16 protein-coding genes are annotated in these 24,986 nt (G+C 35.7%); all 16 read right to left on the minus strand.

Annotated elements, in window-relative coordinates:
* Nucleotides 1-140: 140 nt before the first annotated feature.
* The 16 genes from C8C83_RS16960 to C8C83_RS17035 all read right to left on the minus strand — a co-directional run bounded on the left by C8C83_RS16960 (nt 141) and on the right by C8C83_RS17035 (nt 24,752).
* The gene (locus C8C83_RS16960; protein ID WP_121329594.1) at nt 141-2,078 is read right to left on the minus strand and encodes a family 2A encapsulin nanocompartment cargo protein cysteine desulfurase; all 1,938 of its coding nucleotides are present in this window, start codon (nt 2,076-2,078) and stop codon (nt 141-143) included.
* The gene (locus C8C83_RS16965; protein ID WP_121329595.1) at nt 2,062-2,982 is read right to left on the minus strand and encodes a family 2A encapsulin nanocompartment shell protein; all 921 of its coding nucleotides are present in this window, start codon (nt 2,980-2,982) and stop codon (nt 2,062-2,064) included. Before C8C83_RS16965 ends, C8C83_RS16960 begins: the two co-directional genes overlap by 17 nt.
* 374 nt (nt 2,983-3,356) lie before the next feature.
* Nucleotides 3,357-4,277: a cysteine synthase A gene (gene cysK / locus C8C83_RS16970; RefSeq protein ID WP_121329596.1), complete on the minus strand. Its 921-nt coding sequence runs from the start codon at nt 4,275-4,277 to the stop codon at nt 3,357-3,359.
* 35 nt (nt 4,278-4,312) lie between these two features.
* The gene (epsC, locus tag C8C83_RS16975) at nt 4,313-5,137 is read right to left on the minus strand and encodes a serine O-acetyltransferase EpsC (protein WP_121329597.1); all 825 of its coding nucleotides are present in this window, start codon (nt 5,135-5,137) and stop codon (nt 4,313-4,315) included.
* A 29-nt stretch (nt 5,138-5,166) separates the two neighbouring features.
* Complete coding sequence (locus C8C83_RS16980) at nt 5,167-6,813, minus strand: arylsulfatase (RefSeq protein WP_121329598.1); 1,647 nt, start codon at nt 6,811-6,813, stop codon at nt 5,167-5,169.
* A gap of 764 nt (nt 6,814-7,577) precedes the next feature.
* A complete protein-coding gene (locus C8C83_RS16985; protein ID WP_121329599.1) occupies nt 7,578-8,840 on the minus strand; it encodes a putative sulfate exporter family transporter in 1,263 nt (420 codons plus the stop codon).
* A 219-nt stretch (nt 8,841-9,059) separates the two neighbouring features.
* Entirely contained in the window at nt 9,060-10,676 is a 1,617-nt protein-coding gene (locus C8C83_RS16990; RefSeq protein ID WP_132011821.1) for a sulfatase-like hydrolase/transferase, read from the minus strand.
* 284 nt (nt 10,677-10,960) lie between these two features.
* On the minus strand, nt 10,961-11,680 hold the full coding sequence (locus C8C83_RS16995) for a thioredoxin domain-containing protein (RefSeq protein ID WP_121329600.1): 720 nt from the start codon (nt 11,678-11,680) through the stop codon (nt 10,961-10,963).
* 13 nt (nt 11,681-11,693) lie between these two features.
* A complete protein-coding gene (locus tag C8C83_RS17000) occupies nt 11,694-12,749 on the minus strand; it encodes a sterol desaturase family protein (protein ID WP_121329601.1) in 1,056 nt (351 codons plus the stop codon).
* Nucleotides 12,750-13,037: 288 nt separating this feature from the next.
* Nucleotides 13,038-13,631: a DUF1214 domain-containing protein gene (locus C8C83_RS17005; protein WP_121329602.1), complete on the minus strand. Its 594-nt coding sequence runs from the start codon at nt 13,629-13,631 to the stop codon at nt 13,038-13,040.
* Nucleotides 13,632-13,866: 235 nt separating this feature from the next.
* Entirely contained in the window at nt 13,867-14,418 is a 552-nt protein-coding gene (locus tag C8C83_RS17010; protein ID WP_121329603.1) for a DUF1254 domain-containing protein, read from the minus strand.
* A 192-nt stretch (nt 14,419-14,610) separates the two neighbouring features.
* Complete coding sequence (locus tag C8C83_RS17015; RefSeq protein ID WP_121329604.1) at nt 14,611-16,554, minus strand: arylsulfatase; 1,944 nt, start codon at nt 16,552-16,554, stop codon at nt 14,611-14,613.
* 60 nt (nt 16,555-16,614) lie between these two features.
* The gene (locus C8C83_RS17020) at nt 16,615-18,510 is read right to left on the minus strand and encodes an arylsulfatase (RefSeq protein WP_121329605.1); all 1,896 of its coding nucleotides are present in this window, start codon (nt 18,508-18,510) and stop codon (nt 16,615-16,617) included.
* A 47-nt stretch (nt 18,511-18,557) separates the two neighbouring features.
* Nucleotides 18,558-20,126: an arylsulfatase gene (locus C8C83_RS17025; protein ID WP_121329606.1), complete on the minus strand. Its 1,569-nt coding sequence runs from the start codon at nt 20,124-20,126 to the stop codon at nt 18,558-18,560.
* 4 nt (nt 20,127-20,130) lie between these two features.
* Nucleotides 20,131-21,603: a RagB/SusD family nutrient uptake outer membrane protein gene (locus C8C83_RS17030; protein WP_121329607.1), complete on the minus strand. Its 1,473-nt coding sequence runs from the start codon at nt 21,601-21,603 to the stop codon at nt 20,131-20,133.
* A 17-nt stretch (nt 21,604-21,620) separates the two neighbouring features.
* Entirely contained in the window at nt 21,621-24,752 is a 3,132-nt protein-coding gene (locus C8C83_RS17035) for a TonB-dependent receptor (RefSeq protein WP_132011822.1), read from the minus strand.
* Between the last annotated feature and the right edge of the window lie 234 nt (nt 24,753-24,986).

Here is a 24,986-nt window from a genome sequence, read left to right on the forward strand (position 1 = left end):
ATACAATATTTGTACAGATATAAAAAATTAAAAAAAGGCGTTCGCCTGAGCGAACGCCTTCTGGTTATAATTACTTAAAATATCAAAAAAAGTAACTATTTCTTTAAGCCAATGTTTATAAAGCATTGGCTTTTTTATTTTTAAAACCTAACTTTTTTAAGTTCCCACAACGTTTTTATAAAGGTATCAACGTCTTGTGTCGTGTTATAAAATGCTAGTGAAGGACGAACGGTTGTTTCAACGCCCATTCTTCTCAAAATAGGCTGAGCACAATGATGTCCGGTTCTTACGGCAACACCTTCTTTGTTAAGCGCTTGTCCAACCTGGTCGTTTGAATATCCTTGCAGATTAAAAGAAAGTACACTTGCTTTATCTTTAGCGGTTCCTATCAATCGAACGCCCGGAATTTCTTTGAGCAGTTTTGTGGCATATTCTAACAAATAATGTTCGTATTGTCCAATTGCGTCAATGCCTAGTTTGGTAACATAATCAATTGCAGCTCCAAGACCAATTGCATCGGCAATGTTTCCGGTTCCGGCTTCAAAACGATTGGGAGCTTTGTGGTATTTTATTTCCTCAAAAGTTACATCCTGAATCATGTTTCCGCCCGCTTGATACGGTTCCATTTCGTTCAGTAAATCTTCTTTTCCGTATAAAGCGCCAATTCCTGTTGGACCAAATAATTTGTGTCCTGAGAAAACTAACCAATCCGGATTTAAATCCTGAACATCAACTTTCATGTGCGAAACCGATTGTGCGCCATCTATCAAAACTTTCGCTCCAGCGGAATGCGCCATTTCGACAATTTTTTTAGCAGGAGTTACAGTTCCTAATGCATTTGAAACTTGTGTAAAAGCAACCAAACGTGTTTTAGGATTCAGCAATTTTGCATATTCATCAAGTAGAATTTGACCGTCATCATCTACCGGAATTACACGAAGTTTCAATCCTTTTTTATCAGCTAATCTTTTCCACGGAACAATATTAGCATGATGTTCCAGATTACTTACTATGATTTCGTCTCCGGCAACCAGATTATGATCTCCCCAGCTTTGTGCAACCAAATTTATACCTTCTGTGGCACCGCGAACAAATACAATTTCGTTTACAGAAGTCGCATTTAAAAAAGTTTTTACTTTTTCGCGAGCAGCTTCATAAGCATCAGATGCACGAGCAGCAAGTTCATGTGCAGCACGGTGAATATTCGAGTTTTCATGTTCATAGAAATACGCAATACGATCAATTACCGATTGTGGTTTTTGAGTCGTTGCCGCATTATCAAACCAAACTAAAGGTTTTCCGTTTACTGTTTCACGTAGAATCGGGAAATCTTTCTTGATTAATTCTGCATTAAAATTAGTACCTATAATTCCGTTCAGTTCTGTTGATCCAAGAGTGCTTCGTACAATTGCATTTGGACTTTTTTTATCAAAAACAAAAGGATTCTGATCTAAGAAATAATAGTTATTTCCAGGTCCATTTCCACTTGATGGAGAAATATCACGTCTTTTAAATTGCGTATCAACCGTTGCCAAAGCTGCTTGTAATTCAATTTCAAAAGAAGAATTTTCGGTTTGAAAAGGCAAATATTGATTGTTCAGCAATAAATCAGAGAAAAATTTATCTTCGGTCAATTGTGGTGAACCTCCATTTTTTAAATTATGATCATAAAAACCAGTCTGCGGATCGTTCATATTCAGATTATAATCTTCCTGAATTCCTGACGTTGTAACACCGCTTTGAGGATCAAATCCCGCTCCGGCATTTGGATATAAAGCCGAGGCACCAGTATTACTTCCATAATTAGTAACAGTTGGCGTTACTCCAAAACCAGTGAAGGAATTAGGAGTTGGCGCTATATTTACCGGATTTTGCGTTGGGATTGGCGCTAATATATTAGCGCCGCCCGATTGCAATAACGTTTCGGCAATTTTAGTCGCACGAGGATGTTCGCTTTTATCCGGACTCAACGAAATCTCTTTCGGGAATTCGTTGGGTAAAGCCTTGAACAATTCGTTTGCCAAATTTTGCAAATCGTCAATGTTAGGTAAACCGTTGTTGTTAGTATTTATACTCATGATACTTTCCTATTTCTACATCTTCAAGAACTGCGATGGCGTCATCTACTAAAACTGCTAGTGAGCAATATAGAGATACAAGATAAGAAGCGATTGCTTTTTCATTTATTCCCATAAAACGAACTGATAATCCAGGAGATTGTTCGCCTTGTAAACCTGGCTGAATAAGTCCGATAACGCCCTGACGGCTTTCTCCGGTTCTTAAAAGTATGATTTTTGATTTACCATTTACGATTGGCAATTTATCCGATGGAATAAGCGGAATTCCTCTCCAGGTTAAAAATTGTGATCCAAATAAAGAAGTTGTTGGAGGCGGAACACCACGACGTGTACACTCACGACCAAAAGCTGCAATTGCCAATGGATGTAAAAGGAAGAAACCTGGTTCTTTCCAGACTTTAGTCAATAATTCGTCTAAATCATCTGGAGTTGGCGCGCCAGTTCTTGTTTTTATGATTTGAGAAGGAGCAACGTTGCTCAATAAACCATAATCTTTATTATTGATTAATTCGCTTTCCTGACGTTCTTTGATTGTTTCAATTGCTAAACGAAGCTGCTCAGAAATTTGATTGTATGGTTTGCTGTATAAGTCCGAAACACGTGTATGTACTTCTACAATAGTTTGAACGGCAGCAAGATTATATTCTCTTGGATTCTCAATATAATCGACAAAAGTATTAGGTAAAATTCTTTCGTCTCTTGCAGAACAATCTACTTCAATATGAGTTCCGTCTTTTACTTTATTCAAACGGAAAACTCCTGATTCTACAGGAACCCAATGTAAAAGATGTGTTAGCCAACGTGGAGATATTGTCCCGATTTGCGGAACCGAACGTGTCGCAATTGCTAATTGTCTTGCTGCTACATCGCCTAATGCGGTTTGTTGTTGTTTAGATTCAGCCATGATTTAATGGTTTAAAGGTTAATTTATTTTTTGTTTAAAAGATATAATAGGTCTTCAATAGCATAGCCTATTTTTATTAATGCAAATCAATAGTTTAATGTGCCTTTAGGTACTAAATATCGGTAGTAATTAGTTTAAAAATACATCGGCGTGCCGTAGGTACGCAACAAAATGATCATTATTGCGTACCTACGGCACGCTTAAATTGATTTCAATTCCTGTTTTCTACCAATATTTAGTACCTAACGGTACAAAAAATATGCTTTCAATCCTTGATTTGAATTAAAAGTAAATTTATATTAAAGATAAAAATTTCTAAAAGTAAAAGATGTTTAATTTACTTTAAAAAACTCTTAAGTTGTTGAATTTCATAACTAAGAAAAGAACCCAAATAATTCTTCAACCGAAAGATATCGTTCTCCCGTATCATAATTAAAAGTCAGAATCACAGAACCCTGTGGAATGTCTTTTAATTTTTTTGAAACTCCTGCAAGAGCCGCTCCTGTTGAAACTCCGCCAAAAATTCCTTCTTTTTGTGTTAGTTTTTTAGCAAAATTAAAAGCATCATTTTTTTCAACGGTAATAATTTCATCCACATATTCTCTATTGAAAACTTCTGGAATAAATCCTGCGCCAATTCCCTGTAAAGGATGTGGAGCTGGAATTCCTCCGCTCAAAACCGGAGATAAAGCAGGTTCTACCGCAATAGTTTTAAGATTTGGAAAATGTTGTTTTAATATTTTAGAAACTCCAGTAATATGTCCGCCTGTTCCAACGCCTGTAATCAGATAATCAATTCCGTCCGGAAAATCGGCAAGGATTTCCTGAGCCGTTGTTCTTTCGTGAACTTCAACATTGGCAGGATTTGTAAATTGGGAAGGTAAAAAAGCATTGTTAATAGTTGCCGCTAATTCCTTTGCTTTTTCAACCGCACCCGAAGTTCCTTTTTCTCTTGGAGTCAAAACATATTCGGCACCATAAGCTTCAATGATTTTTCGGCGTTCAACGCTCATTGATTCCGGCATTACAATAATAACTTTATAGCCTTTTACGGCTGCGACCAGTGAAAGCCCGATTCCTGTATTACCCGAAGTTGGCTCTATAATAATTGAATCAGGATTTAAAAGACCTCTTTTTTCAGCATCTTCAATCATTGCCAATGCAATTCTATCTTTGATACTTGAACCCGGATTTGATTTTTCGAGTTTAATCCAAACCTCGTGGTCCGTAAAAAGTTTGTTCAGTTTAATATGGGGCGTGTTCCCAATGGTTTCTAAAATGTTTTGGTATTTCATGTTTGATATTTTTGATATTTTGGTTTTGGTATATTCTATATAGAATAAAAAATCGGTTCGGGAAATGGATTATTGTCCTTGATCTTCATTTCATTTTTATGATAAACCACTGAATTTGATGGAATCGTGTACGTAAGCCAAACATTTCCGCCAATAAGCGAATCGTGTCCAATAGTTGTTTGCCCGCCCAGAATCGTGCTATTTGCATAAATAATCACGTTATCCTCAATGGTCGGATGCCTTTTTATAAACGCTTCTTCCTTTTTTACACTCAAAGCACCAAGCGTCACGCCTTGGTATATTTGAACATTATTTCCGATAATCGCTGTTTCACCAATAACAATTCCGGTTCCGTGATCTATGGCAAAATCTTCTCCTATTTGTGCTCCCGGATGAATTTCTATGCTCGTTTTTATGTGTGCATATTCAGATATGGTTCTGGCAAGAAGTTTTAAATCCTGCTCCCATAATTGATGTGAAAAACGATAAATAGAAATAGCGAAAAACCCGGGATACGAATACAAAACTTCTGCAAGAGTTTTGGCAGCGGGATCTTTGGCAAAAATTGTCTGAGCGTCGTTTAGCGCTTTTTTATGTAAATAAGGTATCGCTTCAAAGAACGTTTTGGTTTGTTGTTTACTATTTTCGTCTTTAGGTGCAAAATCTAAAACAAGCTCGTCGAATTGCTTTTCTAATTCATCAATTTTATTTTCAATCGTCGTCAAGCATCCAAATGATTTTGAAGTGTTTGAAAATAATATGGCGAATAACTCATCAATAAATTTATGAATTAATTTCTTCTCAGGAAGAATTAATAATTGTTGATGTTGTTTTGCTATTTCTTGATAAAATGAATTCATAATCGATTTATTTTAGGATTAGAAAATGCTTATTGTTTTTTTAAAAGTGCTCCGCCTGGCATTACTTCAGGTTTCAATTTGAATTTACTGTATTCTACAACTCCTGTTTTATCTGCCCAATCAAAATACGAAGCCGAAAGTTTGTTTACAATTCCCGGATTTTGCTGTGCCACATTTGCGGTTTCGCCTCTGTCTGTTTCGATATTGTAAAGTTCCCATTCGTAAGATGGATAAGTCGAAACCAATTTCCATTTGCCATCCCTAACCGCTCTGTTTCCCGCTCTTTCCCAGAATAATGGTGCGCCTCTATCGACCTGAGAAACATTATTAAATAAAACAGGCAACAAACTGCTTCCAACCAAGGGGTTTGTCGTCACACCATTATATTCTTTGGGATATTCGATTCCGGCTAATTCATAGAAAGTAGGAGCGAGGTCAATAATATGTCCGGTTCCCTTATCAATTCGGCCAGCTTTAATTTTTGATGGAAACCACGCAATAAACGGAGAACTGAATCCGCCTTCGTGCATATTGTTTTTATATTGTTGTAAAGGTGTATTCGATAAATATGCCCAGTTTTGTTCCTGATAATCAAACGATCCAGAAGTTCCAACTGGTCCGTCATTTCTAACAAGTCCTCTTCCTAAAGGATTATAAGTATTAAATCCGCCTTGAGCGCCATTATCGGAAATGAAAATAATCAGCGTGTTTTTATCTTTTTTTAAAGCTTTTAGTTTGTCTAAAACTTTCCCCACATTCTGATCCATATTATCGACCATTGCGGCGTAAACTTCCATTTTGGCTTTCCAGAATTGTTTTTCGTCATACGATAATTTATTCCATTCCGGAACCTCAGGATCTCTTGGTGCAACAGTTTGATCAGCTGGTAAAATGCCGTTTGCTTTTAGTTTTTCAATCCTTTTTTCTCTAAGAATATCCCAGCCTTCATCAAATTTCCCTCTGTATTTGGCAATATCTACAGGTTTTGCCTGCAAAGGCCAATGTGGAGCTGTAAAAGCGAGGTATAAAAAGAAAGGTTTATTTTCTTTGTTTTGTTCGTCTAAAAAAGTCACAGCATTATTCCCAATTTCATCTGTAAAATAATATGAATCATCTTTTGGATGTAATTCTTCGTTATTGCGAATTAATTTTACCGGATAAGGTGTTTTCCCGAAGGGCAAAGGTTTTGTATCAAAATAATTTGAAGCGCCTTTTAAGATTCCGTAAAATTTATCAAAACCTCTCTGATTTGGCCATTGCGCCTGATCTTCAGAACCTACGTGCCATTTTCCCGAAAGTAAAGTGCTGTAACCACCGGAACGAAAAACTTCACCTAAAGTCAAAGATTCTTTATTTAGATAACCTTGATAAGCTGGTAATCCCAAATTGACATCAAAAAATCCCATTCCCGCTTTATGCTGATATTGTCCCGTTAATAAAGATCCTCTTGTAGGCGCGCAAATCGAGTTATTGTAAAATTCGCGTAGACGTAAACCTTCAGTAGCAAGTTTATCCAAATTAGGTGTTTTAATTTCTGAACCATAATTTCCTAAATCAGAATATCCCATATCATCTACCAGAATTAAAATAATATTTGGTTTTGATGAGGTAGTTTGGGCGTGGCTAAAAGAGCCAAATGTGATTAAGAGATTAAGGGTAATAAATGCTTTTTTCATTTTGTTTTTTAGATATAATTCAACAACTCTTTTGATACAAATTTTGTAACAAACAGTGTTTTATAATTGGCAATAAGAGATTTTTGGTATTTTGAAAAGATTCGATTTCCCCTTTTATATTAGAAATAAAATCCAGCGCTAAGCGAAATTATAATAGCAGAATTAGCAACAGATACACATATAACAAAAGTTGTTATAGATGTGTTTTTTTGGAAGAATGGAATACGATATGCTTTCTGTTGTTTTCAAAATTTAGTTTGTTTGGTTTAAATGATATTTTAAAACTCTACTAATTCTATAGACAAAGTTAAATTTAAAATAAAGAAATCCAAATAAATCTGTAGTTATTTTTTTGAAGAGTAGGAGCGTTGTTGCTTTTTGTTGTTTTAATGTGTTGATTTTTAATTATTTGTTGTTGTTTTTGGGGAAATAAAAAAGCAAGCGAAAAATGTGATTTTAAATACATTTCTTACTTGCTTTAAATATTAATTTTGATAAAAATGTCAATTCTTTGCGTTTCAACGGATTAAAATCCGTTGCTACAATATGAATCGTTCCTCTGGAACTTTATATAGAATCTTTTTAATCTTTGGCTTTAAAAAAGATTAACGGCAAAGATTTTAAAACGCAGAGTTCGCAAAGCGTTATTAATTTTCCTTTGCGAGCTTTGCGTAAACCTTAGCGTTTTTTGCGGTTAAATCAGCATCACGTTACGAAAATACTTTATTCTAAAATGAACTTATATAACTTATATGGTAAAAAAACTATTTACTAAATAACAAAAAGGCAATAATCAAAGTAACAATAACATTGAATAATTGCGCTATTAAAAACGCATACAAAGGCTTTCGACTATTATTACTCAACAAATCTTTAAAATTAGTTTCTAAGCCAATACTCGTAAAAGCTAATGCAAACCAAATTCCCTGAAGATTTTTTAAGCTATCTTTTACTTCGTCACGAACTTCAGGAGTAATTAAGAACGAAAATATCAATGAAGCCAAAATAAAACCAATAACGAACTTAGGAAATCGTTCCCATATTACGCTTAATGTTGGTTTTGATTCTATAGCTTCCGCCGATTTATTATGAGTATACGTCCAATAAACGGAAATTGCAAAAGCAGCTATTCCTAACAAAACATTTTGAGAGAATTTTACAATTGTACTAATTTTCAAAGCTGTTTCGCCAACCAAAGAACCAGAAGCGACAACGGCTCCGGATGTATCGATACTTCCGCCAAGCCATGCTCCGGTAACTTCTTCGGGGAAATTGAAGTATTTGGCAATTATAGGCATGAAAATCATCATGGGAATCGCCGTTACCAAAACAATCGAAATAACATAAGACAGTTTTTTTGAATCACCTTTAATCGCGCCTGAAGTGGCAATTGCAGCAGAAACTCCGCAAATGGAAACAGCGCTCGAAATCATCATCGTTAATTCATCGTCGACTTTTAGTTTTTTGCACAGCCAAAAAGCAAAATACCAAACGGATAATACAACGACTAAAGCCTGAATTAATCCCAAAGAACCTGCTTTTAGAATGTCTGAGAAAATAACGCTGGTTCCTAATAAAACCAATCCAATTTTGACAAATACTTCTGTAGAAAGCGCAGATCGAAACCAATCCGGAAGTTGAAAGAAATTACCAATTGCGAGACCAATCGCTAAACTGAAAATTACAGCTTCGAGATTAAGTCCTTTTACTCCAGTATTTCCAGCAATAATAAGTGCAATAACGGTTAATATATAAACGATTGGAAAACCCAATAAAAAGTGTTTTACAGATTTTCCGATTAAGAAAGCGCCGAAAGTTCCGATAGAAATGAAATATAAAAATTGTAATCCGAGGATCTTTAAGTTTTCAAAATCGAATACATCTTGGAATAAATCGGTTCCGTTTGACCATTTGAAAACAGGAATCTCAGGAAGAAAAACAAAAAGAGAAATCCCGATGATTATAAAACCGAGAATTACGACAGTCCAGTCTTCGTGAATGTTGAATGATTTGGTTGGGGTTGACATTGTATTATTTTATTATCCTAACAGGTTTTTAAAACCTGTTAGGTATTTATTAGTTTATGGATAAATTTTTGTTTTGAATAGCCTCCAACTTTACCTGGAGTATATATATATATATTGTAATTGACATTGGCTTTAGTCGAATTTTTATATTGTGATTTTCGCTGACTTTAAAACTAAATACCTAACAGGTTTTAAAAACCTGTTAGGATATGAGAAGAACTATAAATCGACAAAATATTTTTGCTTGCCAAAATCAAATTCGTAATGTGTTAGATTTGGCCATAAAGGATTTACCAGACCTTTTTCCCAGTTTTGTAAAGCAAGGTGTAGTTCCTTCACTTTTTCCGGATTTTTTTGAGCAAGATCTGTTGTTTCAGATTTATCTGTAGCCAAGTTATAAAGCCATTCTTCGTGTGTTTTTCCGCTGATGATTAATTTCCAATCTCCGCTTCTGACGGCTTTTGCGTCGCCGGAACGCCAGTACAAAGTTTTGTGTGCTTCTTTATTTTTATTTACGGTACTTACAAGATCTACGCCATCATAAACGCGGTCTTTTGGCAAATCAGAATGGATTGCAGCAGCAATTGTACTGAAAATATCCAATGTACTTACCGGAGTTTTATAGATAGTATGAGGTTTAATTTTTCCTTTCCACGAAAGTGCAAACGGAACATTTACACCGCCTTCAAAATGAGAAAACTTTCCAGCTTTTAATGGCGCATTTGTAGTTGCAAAAGTATAATCGGCGCCACCATTGTCACTCGCAAAAAAGATCAGAGTATTATCTTCAAGACCTTCTTTTTTGACTTTGGCTCTGATTCTTCCCACGGCATCATCTAAGGCGCTAATCATGGCAAAATAAACACGTTTGTTTTCGTCTTTTACATTAGGAAAACGATCGTAATATTTCTTACGAACCTGAAATGGCGTATGAGGCGCATTAAAAGGAACATATAATAAGAAAGGTTTGTTTTTATTTCTATCAATAAAAGCTTCAGCTTCATCAGCAAATGTCTCTGTTAGATAGGCTTTATTGTGAATAATTGTAGTATTACGACGAATTTGTCCGATCCCGACGCGGCCATTTCCCCAAATCATTTTATCGGTAAAATCTTTATGATGATGGTTGATAATATCCGGATTATCATCTTCTGGAGTATAAAGCGAAAATGCTTGATAAAACCCATAATGGTAATCGAAACCTCTGTCTAAAGGAAAAAATCCTTTGTTGTGACCCAAATGCCATTTTCCAATAATTGCTGTACTATAACCTTCTCTTTTGGCAAGATCTGCAAACGTAATTTCAGATTGTGGCAAACCTTGTGTAGCTATAGAAGCTTCGTTTGGATAATTAATTTTTGGATTTAGTCTCCAATTATTGGTATTGATTAAATATTTGAATCCGTAATATTCAAGATTGTTTTTTGGATAGCGATCTCCGGGTTGAAATTCATGTCCAAAACGTTCCTGATAACGTCCAGTCAGAATTCCAGCACGAGAAGGCGAACAAATAGAAGCAGAAACATATCCGTCCTGAAAAGTCACTCCTGAAGCCGCCAAAGAATCTATTTGCGGTGTTGGTGTTGATTTTCCTCCGTATAACGAAATGTCATATTTCCCTAAATCGTCAGCAAGAATAATAATGATATTTGGCTTTTTGAAGGAACTTTCTGTGGGAACTTTCTCTGCTAGAAATTCCTTTTTTCCTTCAAGTAATTTTTGATCGGGTTTTATCAAGGTTCCATCTGTATTTATTGGCCAGAATAAAAATACCGCCAATAGAAAAATAATCGCAACTATTGGAAGGATAATCTTTTTTGCTTTGGATAATGCCATGGTTTGGTTTTTGGTTTTTTGGAAATGATGTAGTTAACGACAATCTTTGTTAAAGTTAAATAATTTTGCAAAGACTTTCATATTAGGTTATTATGTGAATTTTTGTCATTTCGACGGAGGAGAAATCACACATCTAGCTCGACAAAGATTGTCAACATTCTTTGTCTAGCTACTTGTGGAGATCCCTCGTTCCTCGGGATGACAAAAATGGAGATTATGACTGCGAGAGCTTTGTCAAAGTTTTGAACTTTTACAAAGCTTACACTCTGTGACAATGATTGAGATTATTTCGAAGCCAAAGCCACATCAACATCGTTTTTCAAATCTCCTAAACCTTCTTTTTTGAAAACAATCTTTCCGTCTTTGTATAAAATCAAAGTTGGGAAAACTTTTACTGTTTTTAAATCAGCGATTACTTGTGGACTATCTTCCAGATCGATTTCTACGACTTTAAGATTGCTTCCGTATTGTGCTTTTATAGTTTCTAAAACTGGCTTCACTTTTTTGCAAGCACCACAATATATCGAACCAATATCTACTAAAACATCTTTGTTTTCAGCAATGATTTTTTTGTATTCGGCTAAGGTTAATTTACTTTTAGAATTAGCATAAAAAGGCTTTCCGTTTCCAATCCAGTTGGCGATTCCGCCTTCAAGACTATAAGCTTCTCTGAAACCGTTTTTTAATAAAGCTTCTGCTAACCACACACTTCTTCCGGCGCCAATAGAGTAGGTAAATACCGGTTTTGTTTTGTCTAATTTTGCTACTTGAGCAGCATAATCTTTAAACTCTAAATTAAAATTTACAGCACCATTTATATGGTTTAAGGCAAATTCTTCGGGACCACGAGCATCAATTATTTGAGGCTTTTTCTCGGCTTTAATTTTAGTATAATACACGTCTAATGAAACCGTTGTTGGACTTTTTTCTTGTGAAAAACCTACGATTGATAGAAACAGTATTAGGGCTGTAATACTGTTTCTTATTATTTTATTTTTTTTCATGGTAGTATTAAGATTAAACTTGCTCTAAAACCGGAGTTTGTTCAGCAATTTCGACTGTTTTGGCTTTTAATGGAAACGCAATTACACCTTCGGCAAGTGGAGATCCTTCTTTTTTAGATTTGAATATTGGCCATAAAAATTGTGCGTACCATTCTTCTTGTTTGTATGATTTTGTTCCGTATGATTCTGGGAATTTACGCGTGATTAACCCAGTTCCGAAAATAACATCCCAGATAAAAAACATATTTCCGAAGTTTCCTTTAAAGTGTCCAACTCCGTCACCGCTTGTATCTGCGTGATGCGCATGATGTGTTGCAGGAGTAGAAATCAAGCGTTCTAAAACCCATGCAATCGGATGTAAAACTTTATATTTATAAAACGGTTTGTCCCACGCAAGGCTAGAATGCGCTCCTAAAGTGATGATACTTTTGATTACCAAAACAAACAAAGCAGGCAATCCTAAACCTAAATACGTTAAAGTTGCAGTCAAATAAATCTGAGAAAAGAAAACCGTATAAATAAAGTTTTGTCTCGATGCCATCGCCATTCCCATATATGGAGCCGAATGGTGCGTTCTATGAAATCTCCATAAAAATGGTACTTGATGATGCAAACGGTGGTACCAATATTGCGTTAAATCATCGGCAATTGCAATAAGGAAAAATCCTCCCCAAAACGGAACCCATGATAATGTATTAGCCAAATTCGGAATTAAATATGGTAAAGCAGTCAAGCTGAAAAATGCAATTACAGGCGGTAAAAGCAATTTTGGAGCAAGAAAACAAATGATATCTATTTTACGTTCCTGACCAGTCCATTGGTCGTCGTATAAACCTGCACCAAATTCAATAACTCCCAGAACAAGCATGAAAACGGTTAATCCCCAAGTTCTGATGTGTTCGAATGCGGGTTTCGAAAATTCTAAAAATGATGGTAATGCAATGTGCGATTCTGCTACAACACCATTCGTTAATTTAAAATAAAGGAAAATTGCCAATACAGGCAAAGTGTATATTAAAAGACTGATAAATAAATCTTTTGTTAGTTTTTCTTTTTGAACTATTGCCATGATTTCTTATTTTAAAAATTGATTAATTAGTGCTAAACCTCCCGCCAATATTACTAGCGGAACTAAAAAAACGATCGCTCCCACGATAATTTTTTTTCCTATAATTTCATAGTCTACTCGTTTCATAATTGGTAAATTTTGGTGTGTTGTTCTTTTTTAAATATTTTATAATCTATTATGATAGATGTATTTAAGCTAATAAAATGTAAAAATAAAAAATAAAACTTCTAACTCTATAGATATAGTAGAGTTTTATTTAATTGTTTTTAATAAAATTTGTTATAATCCTTATTTTACCTTCTGAATAGTTGGAAGTGTATCAACAGTTAAGTTGTTTCTAAGTGTATCAGATGGTAAATACAAACGAATGATTAAAGTTACTTTTTCGACATTGGTAATTGGCAGCCAGTTTTCTTTTTTCTCCGTTCCCGATAGATTGATTTTATAAGAAGTACTATCCGTTTCGTACTTTACATTTTCAAGATTATAACTATATTTGTTGTTTGGATTTTTAATTAAAAACCCATTTTTATCATAAGCAGTAATACTCCAATATTTAGCATCCAGTTTTTTTCCGCTTATGATATAATCAGCTTTAGGATCTAATGCGTTTCCTTCGCTATCAGTACTTGTGCTTACATAAATCACTTCTTTTTTGGTCAAAGCATAAGGTCCATAAACTGCCACTTGTGCAATTGTCAGCAAATCGGCGGTGTTAAGATCTTTGTCTTTATCAACCGTTTGCCAATTCCCAATGATACGTTGCGAATCGCTTTTGCCGGATTTAATGTTGTAAACACCAACGGCACTTCCCAATACAATAGACAAAATAATCAATGCTACCGCAAGTCCTATTGTTTTAATTTTTTGATTTAAAGCCATTTTTATTTGATTTTAAGTTGAATATTTTGTTTTTTTCTTCGCTTTGTCAAAGTTTTAAACTTTGACAAAGCTTCTACTATGCGTATTTTTTTGAAGCCTTTCTTTTGCGCATTTTTGTCATTCCGAGGAACGAGGAATCTCCGCAAGTAGCTCCGCTTAGAAATTCATCAAACTTTGTCGAGTTACTTGTGGAGATTCCTCGTTCCTCGGAATGACAAACTTCGAGTTGAAGTTTTTACTTCACCAATTTCTCTACCGTAACTCCATGCTGCAATTCAGCCAAAGTCTTTACCGGATATGCTTTCGAAACTAAATAGCGAAACAAAATCAATCCTTTTGTTGTTGGACTATAGATGATTTTCTCTTTCGGAATATTTTTCAATACTTCTGATGTACTTCCTTCCAGAGCTAAATAATATTCGAATTTTGCTTTTACCTGTTCTTCATTCTGAACAAAATAATTAGTGGTGTTTTCCTGATAAGCCGAGATAGACCAATAAGTAGAATCCGGAACTGTTCCTGAGATTTTCAATACCTGATCGTTTAAATCATAATTAATTGTAGAATACAAAAAGTCGGGATTTGGTAACGGAATCACTCTGCTATTTTCAGCATCAGGCTGATTTCCAAATTGAGGCGTATTGATAACACCCAAACTTTTCTCTGCAAATTTCTTCTGGACATAATAAGGAGTTACCCAAATTGTTAAGTAATAAAAGCTCACTGCAATTACTACAAGAACCAAGGCAAAAAGGCCTTTTTTGATAAGTGGTTTTACTGCTGCCATAATTTACTTTTTTTAATATTAGAACTACTAAACATACTTTTTACAATACTCTGAGTAGCTTTGAAGGGGGATTATTTTTTATGGATTTCCTGCAAGGTTTTCAAAACCTTGTAGGTATGATTTGCAACGTTTGCGGGTATGATAAATTAAACCTACAAGGTTTTGGAAACCTTGCAGGTTGTAGAATTTATATTAGTTAGAACTTCCGGATTTTCCTGTGTTTTCGGTATTTCCGCCTTTAGTTACTTGCTTTACTAAATCCTGAAGTGTTTTTCCTTTGTCTGCACCAGAATTATGAATTCTTCTGTTGTACACATCTTGCCAGTCGATTAACGGATAAACGTTGTTTTCTTTGGCTTGCTCATCAAATACTTTTTTAAGCTCGGCTAATTTTTCAGGGTATTTTTTAGCAAGGTTGTTACGTTCGTTAAAGTCTTCGTTTAAGTTGTATAATTCCCAAACATCGGCATCAAAATTACTTGCAGCAGGTTTTTCATTTTTGCCCAAAGTATTTTTTAAGGCAAATGAATCCGGTAAATGTGCTGCTCCGGCTTTCCATCCATCTTTGTAGATTGCTCTGTTTCCAAAAATGTAGTAATACTGAACTTTGTGTAAAGATTCTGCTTTAGCATCATTTAATGAAGCATATAAAGACGATCCCTGAATAATATCCTGTTTCACAGATTTGATATATTCCGGAGCTTTGATTCCTGCAATGTCCAAAGTTGTTGGCAATAAATCTGTAACGTGGCTATATTGATTTCTGATTCCGCCTTTTTCTTTAATTCCTTTTGGATAAAAAACAATCAACGGATTGTGTGTTCCTCCTTCAGATTGTGCATCTTGTTTCCAGTTTTTGAAAGGTACATTTGTTGCTTGTGCCCATCCTAAAGGATAATTTGTATTTAAACCTTTTGCTGTACCAATTTCGTCGATATTAGCTAGGTTTTTCTTTAAGTTTTCATCGTCAGATGTTCCTTGAGAAAATAAACTTTGGTTAATAGTTCCTTCAGTAGTTCCTTCTTTACTGGCACCATTGTCTCCAATTGCCACGAAAATAACAGTGTTTTCTAATTGATTGGTTTCTTTTAGGTAATTCACAACTCTTCCAACTTCATAATCAGTATACGTCAGGAATCCTGCGTAAACTTCCATAAAACGAGCGTACACTTTTTTCTGATCCGGAGTTAGTTTTTTCCAGTCTGTGATCAACGGATTACGTTCCGGTAAAACTGCATTGGCAGGAATTACACCCAATTTCTTTTGGTTTGCAATAACTTCTTCGCGATAAGCATCCCAGCCTTTGTCAAATTTACCTCTGTACGGATCGCTCCATTTTGTAGCTACTTGATGAGGTGCATGCGCTGCTCCCGGTGCGTAGTACAAGAAGAATGGTTTTCCAGGTGCTGCTTTTTGTTGTTTTTGAATATAACTAATCGCTTTGTCTGTAATCAATTCGCTTAAGTGACGTCCGTCTGGCGTAATATGAACTTGATCTTCTACTAAATCAGGATTGTATTGATCTGTTTGAGAACCCAAGAATCCGTAGAAATGATCAAAACCTTTTCCGGTTGGCCATCTGTCAAACGGTCCCGCATCTGTAGCATCTTCGTCTGGAGTTACGCCATATTTACCAACGGCAAAAGTGTTGTATCCGTTTTCACGTAAAATCTCTGCAATTGTTCCTTTATCAGACGGAATTCTACCATCCCAACCCGGAAAACCTGCCGATAAAATAGTGTGTGAGAAACCGCTTTCGTGCACTCTTCCAGAATTTCTTCCGGTTAATAATGCCGCGCGGGTAGGAGCACAAATAGCAGTGGTGTGAAAGTTGGTATAACGCAAACCGTTATTTGCCAATTGGTCAAATGTTGGCGTTTGAATCAAACCTCCAAAAGCGCTTGAAGCCCCAAATCCTACATCATCCAATAAAATCCAGATTACGTTTGGTGCGCCTTGAGGAGCTTTTACCGGCTCTGGCCAATATTCTTTAGAATCGGCTAGGGTTTTACCAATTACGCCTTTGAATTCTTCTGGTTTTTCTTGTGCAAAGCCCAGTTGTGCAACTAGTAATGCAGTAATCAAAAGCCCATTTTTAGGACTTTTGATTCTTGAGTTGATTGTAAATTTTTTCATTATTTCTTTTTTTAATATTTATTAATCTATGGATTTAGTAGAGTTTTTGAGTAAATTTTTTTACTTGTTTGCTTTGGTCAATAATTCCTGAGCAGATTTTCCTTCGGTAGATGGCGTTTTATGTATTTTCCTCAGGTAAACATCCTGCCAGTCTATTAAAGGATATAAGTTATTTTTCTTAGCTTGCTGATCGAAGAGTTTTTTTAGTTCAGCTACTTTTTCAGGATATTTTTTAGCCAAATCTTTTCTTTCGTTAAAATCCTCGTTGATGTTGTACAATTCCCAAACATCTTTGTCAAAATCATTTGGCGGAAGATTTGTTTTATTATTCAACGCTTCTTTAACTTCAATTGAATTTGGATGATGCGCCGCGGCTGCTTTCCAACCGTCATTATAAATCGCTCTTGATCCAAAGATGTAATAATGTTGAATTTTATGTGCCGAAACAGATTTTGCATCATTCAAGGAATTGTAAAAAGAATATCCCTGAATGGTATCTTGCTTAACTTCTCTGATAGATTCTGGTGCTTTAACGCCCAAAATATCAAGAGTTGTTGGCAAAATATCAATTACGTGGCTGTATTGCGTTCTGATTCCCGGAGTTTTTATTCCTTTTGGGTAATAAACAATCAACGGATTGTGAGTTCCTCCTTCAGAATTGGCATCTTGTTTCCAGTATTTGAAAGGTGTATTAGTTGCTTGCGCCCAACCCAAAGGATAATTAGTGTATGTTTGAGGAGTTCCAATTTCTCCAATTCTGTTTAAGTTATTTTGGAATATTTTTTCTTCAGTATCACCATTTACGTAGGTTTGTCTGTCTACAGCTCCTTGTAAAGTTCCTTCTTTACTAGCTCCATTATCTCCAATTAAAACAAAAACTACGGTATTTTCCAGTTGATTGCTTTCTTTTAAATAATTAACCAATCTTCCAATTTCATAATCGGTATAAGTCAAATATCCGGCATAAACTTCCATGAATTTTGAATATACTTTCTTTTGATCCGGCGTTAGTTTTTTCCAATCTGCAATAAGCGAATTGCGTTCCGGTAAAACAGCATTGGCAGGAATAACGCCTAATTTCTTTTGGTTAGCCAATGTTTTTTCGCGGTAAGCGTCCCAGCCATCGTCAAATTTACCTTTATAAGGATCGCTCCATTTTTGAGCTACCTGATGAGGTGCATGAACGGCTGCCGGAGAATAATATAAAAAGAACGGTTTTCCCGGTGCTGCTTTTTGCTGTTTCTGAATATAACTAATCGCTTTATCGGTAATTTGTTCGCTAAGATGTCTTCCGTCAGGCGTAATATGAACTTGATCTTCGATTAAATCTGGTTTGTACTGATCTGTAGCAGAACCCAAAAATCCGTAGAAATGTTCAAATCCTTTTCCGGTTGGCCAATGATCAAATGGTCCTGCATCTGTTGCTTCCTCGTCAGGCGTTATTCCATATTTACCTACACCAAAAGTATTGTATCCTTTATCGCGTAAAATCTCTGCAATAGTTCCGTTTTTAGAAGGTAATCTTCCGTCCCAACCCGGAAATCCTGCCGACATAATTGTATGAGAAAATCCTCCAACATGCACTTTATGAGAATTACTTCCGGTCAATAAAGCGGAGCGGGTAGGAGCACAAATTGCCGTTGTATGAAAATTGGTATATCGCAATCCATTGTTGGCTAAACGCTCTAAAACCGGAGTTTCTATTTGACCTCCAAAAGCACTTGAAGCTCCATAACCTACATCATCCAGAATAATCCAAACCACATTTGGAGCACCTTTAGGAGCTGTAACGGGTTCCGGCCAATATTCTTTAGATTCGGCTAAGGTTTTACCAATAACTCCTTTAAATTCTTCTGGTTTTGTTTGCGCAAAACTCAATTGTACAAGAAGTAATGCAGTAATCAAAAGTCCTTTTTGCTGACTTTTGATTGTAATGTTATTTTTAAACTTTTTCATTAGATTAAATTTTTAGTTATTTAATTCGTAATCACTGTTTAATTCTGCTATTTTATTTTATTCCAATCTTCTACACCTACTTTTAGTGACCATTGTTGGTGTAATTCAATCAGGGATTCGAGCAGTTTGGGTTCTGATTTTGCTAGGTTTTTTGTTTCCGTTCTATCCGTAGCAAGATTGTATAATTCCCAAGGCCGATTGTTTTCGGCTACAGCCTTCCAATTGCCTTTTCTAACTGCTCTGCTGCCTTCATGTTCCCAAAACAAGGTTTCATGTGCATCAGAATGTTGTCCTTCAAATTCTTTTTTTAAGCTAATTCCTTCTAATGGTGTGAGACTTTTTCCTTGAAAAGAATCAGGATATTGGAAACCTGCATATTCCAAACAAGTTGGGAAAATATCAATGACATGACTTACTCGGTTACTTACTGTTCCAGCCTTTATATGCTTTGGATAATAAGCAATAAAAGGAGAAGCAATTCCGCCTTCGTGCGTGTTCTTTTTGAATAATTGAAAAGGCGTGTTACTCACATTTCCCCACGGACTTTCGTAACTATCAATTGATTCAACTGAACCTGGTGTTCCATTTTTTTGTGTCACATAATTCCAGTTTTTCACGTCATCGGCACTTCCTCCATTATCCGAAAGAAAGAGAACAATTGTATTATCTTCTTCTCCCAACGACTTTACTTTCTGCAGAATTTCTCCAATTCCGGCATCCATTCGGTCGATCATGGCAGCATAAATTGCCATTCGGGTGTCCCATTTATCTTTTTCTTCGATGCTTAGTTTTTCCCAATCCGGTACTTTTTCAAAACGACTGGATAAGTCCCAATTTTTATCAATGATTCCCAATTCTTTTAATTTCTTAAAACGGCTAGCTCTTAATTTATCCCAACCTTCCAAATATTTGCCTTTGTATTTTGCAATATCTTCCGGCAAAGCCTGAATTGGCCAATGTGGCGCATTATAAGCAACATATAGAAAAAAAGGTTTTTGTTGATTGCGTTGTTTTTCCAAAGAACTTATGGCGAAATTGGTAATTTCCTGAGTCAGATAAGTTGAAGTATCCGTGCGAATAATTTCTTTATCTCCTTTCAAAAAAGTAATTTTTCTTCCGTCATTATATAAAGGCTGCGAGTTAAAATAACTGCTTCCGTTGTTTTGTAACGTAAAAGAATCATCAAATCCGCGATTAACCGCCCACGCTGATGGTACTAAACCAACGTGCCATTTTCCTGAAACAATTGTACTGTATCCTGCCTGTTTGAGTGCTTGCCCAACCGTAATGCAATGATCGTTTAAATATCCCTGATAGGCTGGAAATCCTTTGTCCTGAACCATATCGCCAACGCCTGCCTGATGCGGATATAAACCCGTAAGCAATGAAGCTCGTGACGGACAGCAACGTCCTGCATTGTAAAACTGTTTTATGATAAGTCCGTTTTTGGCGAGCTTATCTAGGTTTGGAGTTTTGATTTCTGAGCCAAAAGCGCCAATATCTGAGAAACCTAAATCATCGGCCAAAATGACGATGATATTAGGTTGCTTTTTCTGTGCAAACAGCTGAAATTGTGTAACAACCAATAGGGCGAGGATGAACAGTTTTTTTATCATTTTGTTAGTAACCCGGATTTTGTGGCAATCCAACTGGATCAATATTTCTTTCGCTTTGCGGAATTGGATATAGATTATTACGTTCTGAAACGGAGTTTTTAGCCGTTACTTTTTTCACTTCGGTAACAAGAGTTCCCCAACGCACTAAATCAAACCAACGTTGTCCTTCCTGAACAAACTCTTTTTTGCGTTCTTCCTGAATAGCGGCTCTAAAAGTAACTTGTGTTAATCCTACTAAATCTACTGTTGGATCTGGCGTGTTAATTGGTTTTGCAAAAGCTCTTCTTCTTACTTGGTTAATCAATTCGTAAGCTTCTGGTGTTGGTGCTCCTTGTTCGTTAATAGATTCAGCAAGAGATAATAAAATATCGGCATAACGAATAAGCGGGAAGTTAATCGCCACGTTTCCTGGTGTTGCTAAATTGGTTAAGTCCAAATATTTTTTAAAGATTGGTTTTGGGAAAGTATATACGTTTGCTGTACCTGGAATTGGTAAAGTCTTCGCATAACTAACATCTCTTCTCACATCTCCGGCAGCATAAATATCATAGAATAATGCTACGTCTGAGATAATATCTGCTGGTTCTGTAGCCGTAAATCCTGTAAAAGAAGTGGCTTGAAAAGTGCTTCCGCTTGATCCGTTTCCGGCTTGATTTGGCTCAAACTGCACAGAGAAAATATGTTCTTTTCCGTTCTTTTTTGTTTTAGTGAAGATATCCTGAAAGTTTTCGAATAATGCATATCCGTAACCTCCGTTGATAACTTCTCTCGCTTTCAAGATTGCATTTGGATAATCTTTTCTAGTCAAATATACTTTTGTTAAAATAGCTTTTGCAGCCCCAGATGTAGCACGTCCGGCATCAGTTGCAGGATATGTTGCTGGCAAAGCTTCTGCATCATTTAAATCCTTAATGATCTGAGTGTAAACCGCATCAACTGTTTCTCTTCTTGATTTAAGACTTTCTAATTGTATAGATGTTGGTTCGTGTAAAACAATCGGAACTCCGCCCCAAAGACGTACGGCTTGAAAGTACAATAATCCTCTTATGAATTTTGCTTCATTAATCAATCTGGTTTTTACAACTTCGTTACCAGCTACTTTAGGTACATTGTCAATTGCTACGTTGGCTCTGTTGATTCCAGCGTAAATTTGGCGCCAAGCCACCTGAACACGATCAGAAGTTGCATCATGTGTTAAACTGCTCAAAGCTCTAACTTGCGGGTTTGTTGCAGAAACTCCAGCCGCTGCATAATCAGAAGCCATATCTGTTAAGAAATATAAGTTTCTACCAAATAAACTTTGTTCTCCCGGATCAAGACTCAAAGAAGCATAAACAGCGGTTACACTTGCAACGGCATCGTCTTGGGTTTTAAAGTAATTGTCTTCGGTTACAAAAGAGGTAGGTGTTACCTCTAAATCTGCGCACGACGAAAATAAACCGGCGCTTAATAGTATTGTTATGATAATCTTTTTCATTGTGTATATTTTTTTACTTAGAAAGTTACGTTTAGACCTGAAATGAATGTTTTGGAGTTTGGATAAGCACCAAAATCAATTCCGGGATATAAATTGTTTTGTTCATAAGAACTTACCTCAGGATCAAAACCGGTGTATTTTGTCCATGTGATTAAGTTTTCGGCAGAAACATAAAATTTGATGCTTTTTGTTCCCAATCTTGACGAAAGGCTTTTAGGTAATGTGTATCCTAAAGTGATTAGTTTTAATCTTAAGAATGAAGCATCTTCTATATAACGCTCCGAAACAATTCCAAGTGGAGAACTCGTTGCTCTTGGAACATCAGTATTGGTGTTTGTTGGTGTCCAACGATTATCAAGAGTAACATTAGCATTTGTTCCAAGCGTAGAAATTTCTAATTGTTGGTTTAAAGCATTAAATACTTTTCCGCCATAAGATCCTTGGAAAGAAAAATTAAGATCAAAATCGTGATAAGAAACGGTGTTGCTAAAACTTCCCACAAATTTTGGTTGAGAACTTCCAAGATTTCCTTTGTCAAGCGCGGTAATTACACCGTCTCCGTTTGTATCAACGTATTTTCTGTCTCCAATTTTAGTATTGGCTAAACTGTTGATTTTAGGTTGTGTATTGATTTCTTCCTGAGTCTGGAAAATACCTGCAGTTCTGTATCCCCAGAAAGTTCCTAGAGGCAATCCTACTTTTACAGTTACGGGTTGTTGTTGCAATAATGATCCGTTTGGAACTACTGGAAAAAATTGATTAACACCATTTCCTATAGAAACTACTTTGTTTTTATTAGCAGAGAATACAAAGTTCGAATTCCAGGAGAAGTTTTCAGTTTTGATGTTCTCTGTAATCAAGCCAATCTCGATACCTTTATTCTCAACACCCCCAATATTCTGAAGCACCGTTGCATAACCAGAAGTAAGTGGAATTGGTACATTTATTAATAAATCGTTTGTTTTCTTGTAATAAACATCAAATACAAAATTGATTCTTCTTTCTAATAATGATAAATCTAAACCTATGTTATATTGATCTGTTTTTTCCCATTTCAAATCTGGATTTGCTAATCTCGTTGGTGCTAAACCAGTTTGCAAAGTACCTCCAAAAGCATAATTTACAGATCCCATTTGAGCTAGAGAAAGGTAGTTTCCAATCTCTTGATTTCCTGTTGTTCCTGCAGTAATTCTAAGTTTTGCTTCTGTTACACCTTTAATATGATTAGCAAATTCTTCATCTGTAATATTCCATGAAAAACCTGCAGAAGGGAAGTAACCCCAAAGAGACTCAGATCCAAATCTTGAAGAACCATCCGCACGTGCAGACAATGTGAAGTTATATTTTCCTTTATAAGAATAATTTACTCTGGCTAACCATGATTTTAATACACTTTCAAATGCATCGCTATAAGGTTTTACCGGAACACCATCCTGCAAAGCGTTGTATGTATTTGAGTCGTTTACAAAAGTTTGTGCTCCTGCATTAACAACTTCACCTTGAGTGTATTGAAGTGTATATCCTCCTAAAGCTGAGAATTTATGGTTTTCACCGAAATTAGTATTGTAATTTAAGGTGTTTTCGTTCAATACAGAACTTACAATTCGGTCTCCAACAGATGCTAAACCTTTAGTTCCCGCTCCTGAAGTTGTAGTTGATGGTGCATAATAGTTTTGTTTTGTATTGATAACATCTCCACTAACAGCAACTTTTGCAGTAAGCTTTTTTGTGATTTTGTATTCACCAAATAAACTCGTTAGAATTCTGTTGATTTTTGTTTCATTAGTTGTACTAACCAAATCATTAATTGGGTTAGGAATAATACCATTAGTTGCAGTTGCATATGGATTATTCGTTAGATTGTAACTTCCATCAGCATTTTTAATAGGAACTACAGGCGGTTGGTATAAAGCTACAACCAATGGATTTGGCTGTCTTCCGGCAGCTGCACCACCATTTGTACCAATACCATTTGAAACTGAATTGCTGTAATTTGCATTTACACCAAATTTAAAATTCTGAGAATAATTTCTTTCGTAATTAGCACGAAGCGAAATTCTTTTAAAATCTGATGCAATAACAACTCCGTCTTGTTGAAAATAACCTGCTGAGATTGCGTAACGAGAACGATCGTCTCCGCCTGAAAATGATAATTGATGATTTTGAATTGGAGCGTCAGATCTAAAAACAGCATCTTGCCAGTTGTAACTTCCAGAAGTTTTAAAAGCTTCTATTTGAGCCGGAGTAAATGAAGGGGCCTGACCAATACTTGCCTGAACGTCATTACGCAAACTTGCCCATTGGCTGGCATTCATTAAGTGTAATTTTTTCGAAACATTTTGAAATCCAATATATCCTTGGTATGAAATGTTATCTTGTCCTTTTACACCTTTTTTAGTAGTAATAATTACAACTCCATTAGCACCACGAGATCCGTAAATTGCTGTAGCAGAAGCATCTTTTAAAACCTCAATAGATTCTATATCTGCGGGATTAATAGTAGACAAAACATTTACAGTTGCACCGGCATTTGTAACACCAGCCGTGCTATTATTATTGTCATTATAAATCAGGATTCCATCAACTACATAAAGAGGTTCGTTACCTGCTGTAATAGAATTTCCTCCTCTAATACGAACACTTGAAGAAGCTCCGGGACGACCTGAACTTTGTGTAACTACCACTCCGGGAATTGCTCCTCTTAACAAATTATCTGCAGACGAAGTAACTTGAGATAAATTGGCTTTTGGAACCGATGCCACAGAACCCGTAATGTCTTTTCTCTTTTGAGAACCATAACCTACAACTACTAATTCATCCAGTTCCTGACGTTCTTCTTTTAAGTTAATGGTAACAGGATTTTTGTCTACAACTACTTCTGCTTTTTTATATCCTATGTAAGTTATTATTAAAGTGTAAGGGAATTTTTGTCCTGTTTGAAAATAAAATTTTCCTTCAGCATCTGTCTGAACTCCGTGTGTTGTTCCTTTAATAACAACAGAAGCTCCTATAATGGGTTGATTAGTAACATCATCAACAACAGTTCCGTCAAGTTTAGATTGAATAAGTGGCGTGGTATTCTGGGCATTAATTCCTGCCGAAAATAGCAGGAGAAAAAGCAATGAGTATATGTTTAATTTTTTTTTCATTTCTTTGTATTGGTTTTAAGTAATTAACAAGGCGCCTTGAAAGTTGAATTTTCAACTCTCTACAGGTGTTCTTGGTTTAGTGATAAATATTCTTTAGGCCTTGCCATTTCTGTTGCCGCAGAAATGGCTTTTTTTATTTACAGCAACAGGTTTGCATCTTTTTCATTTTAGTTTTGTTTTAGTTATTAGTCATTTTTTTTTAATATATAGGTATCGTTTCAAGAATCCTTTTTG

Source organism: Flavobacterium sp. 90 (assembly GCF_004339525.1).
Taxonomy (GTDB): Bacteria; Bacteroidota; Bacteroidia; order Flavobacteriales; family Flavobacteriaceae; genus Flavobacterium.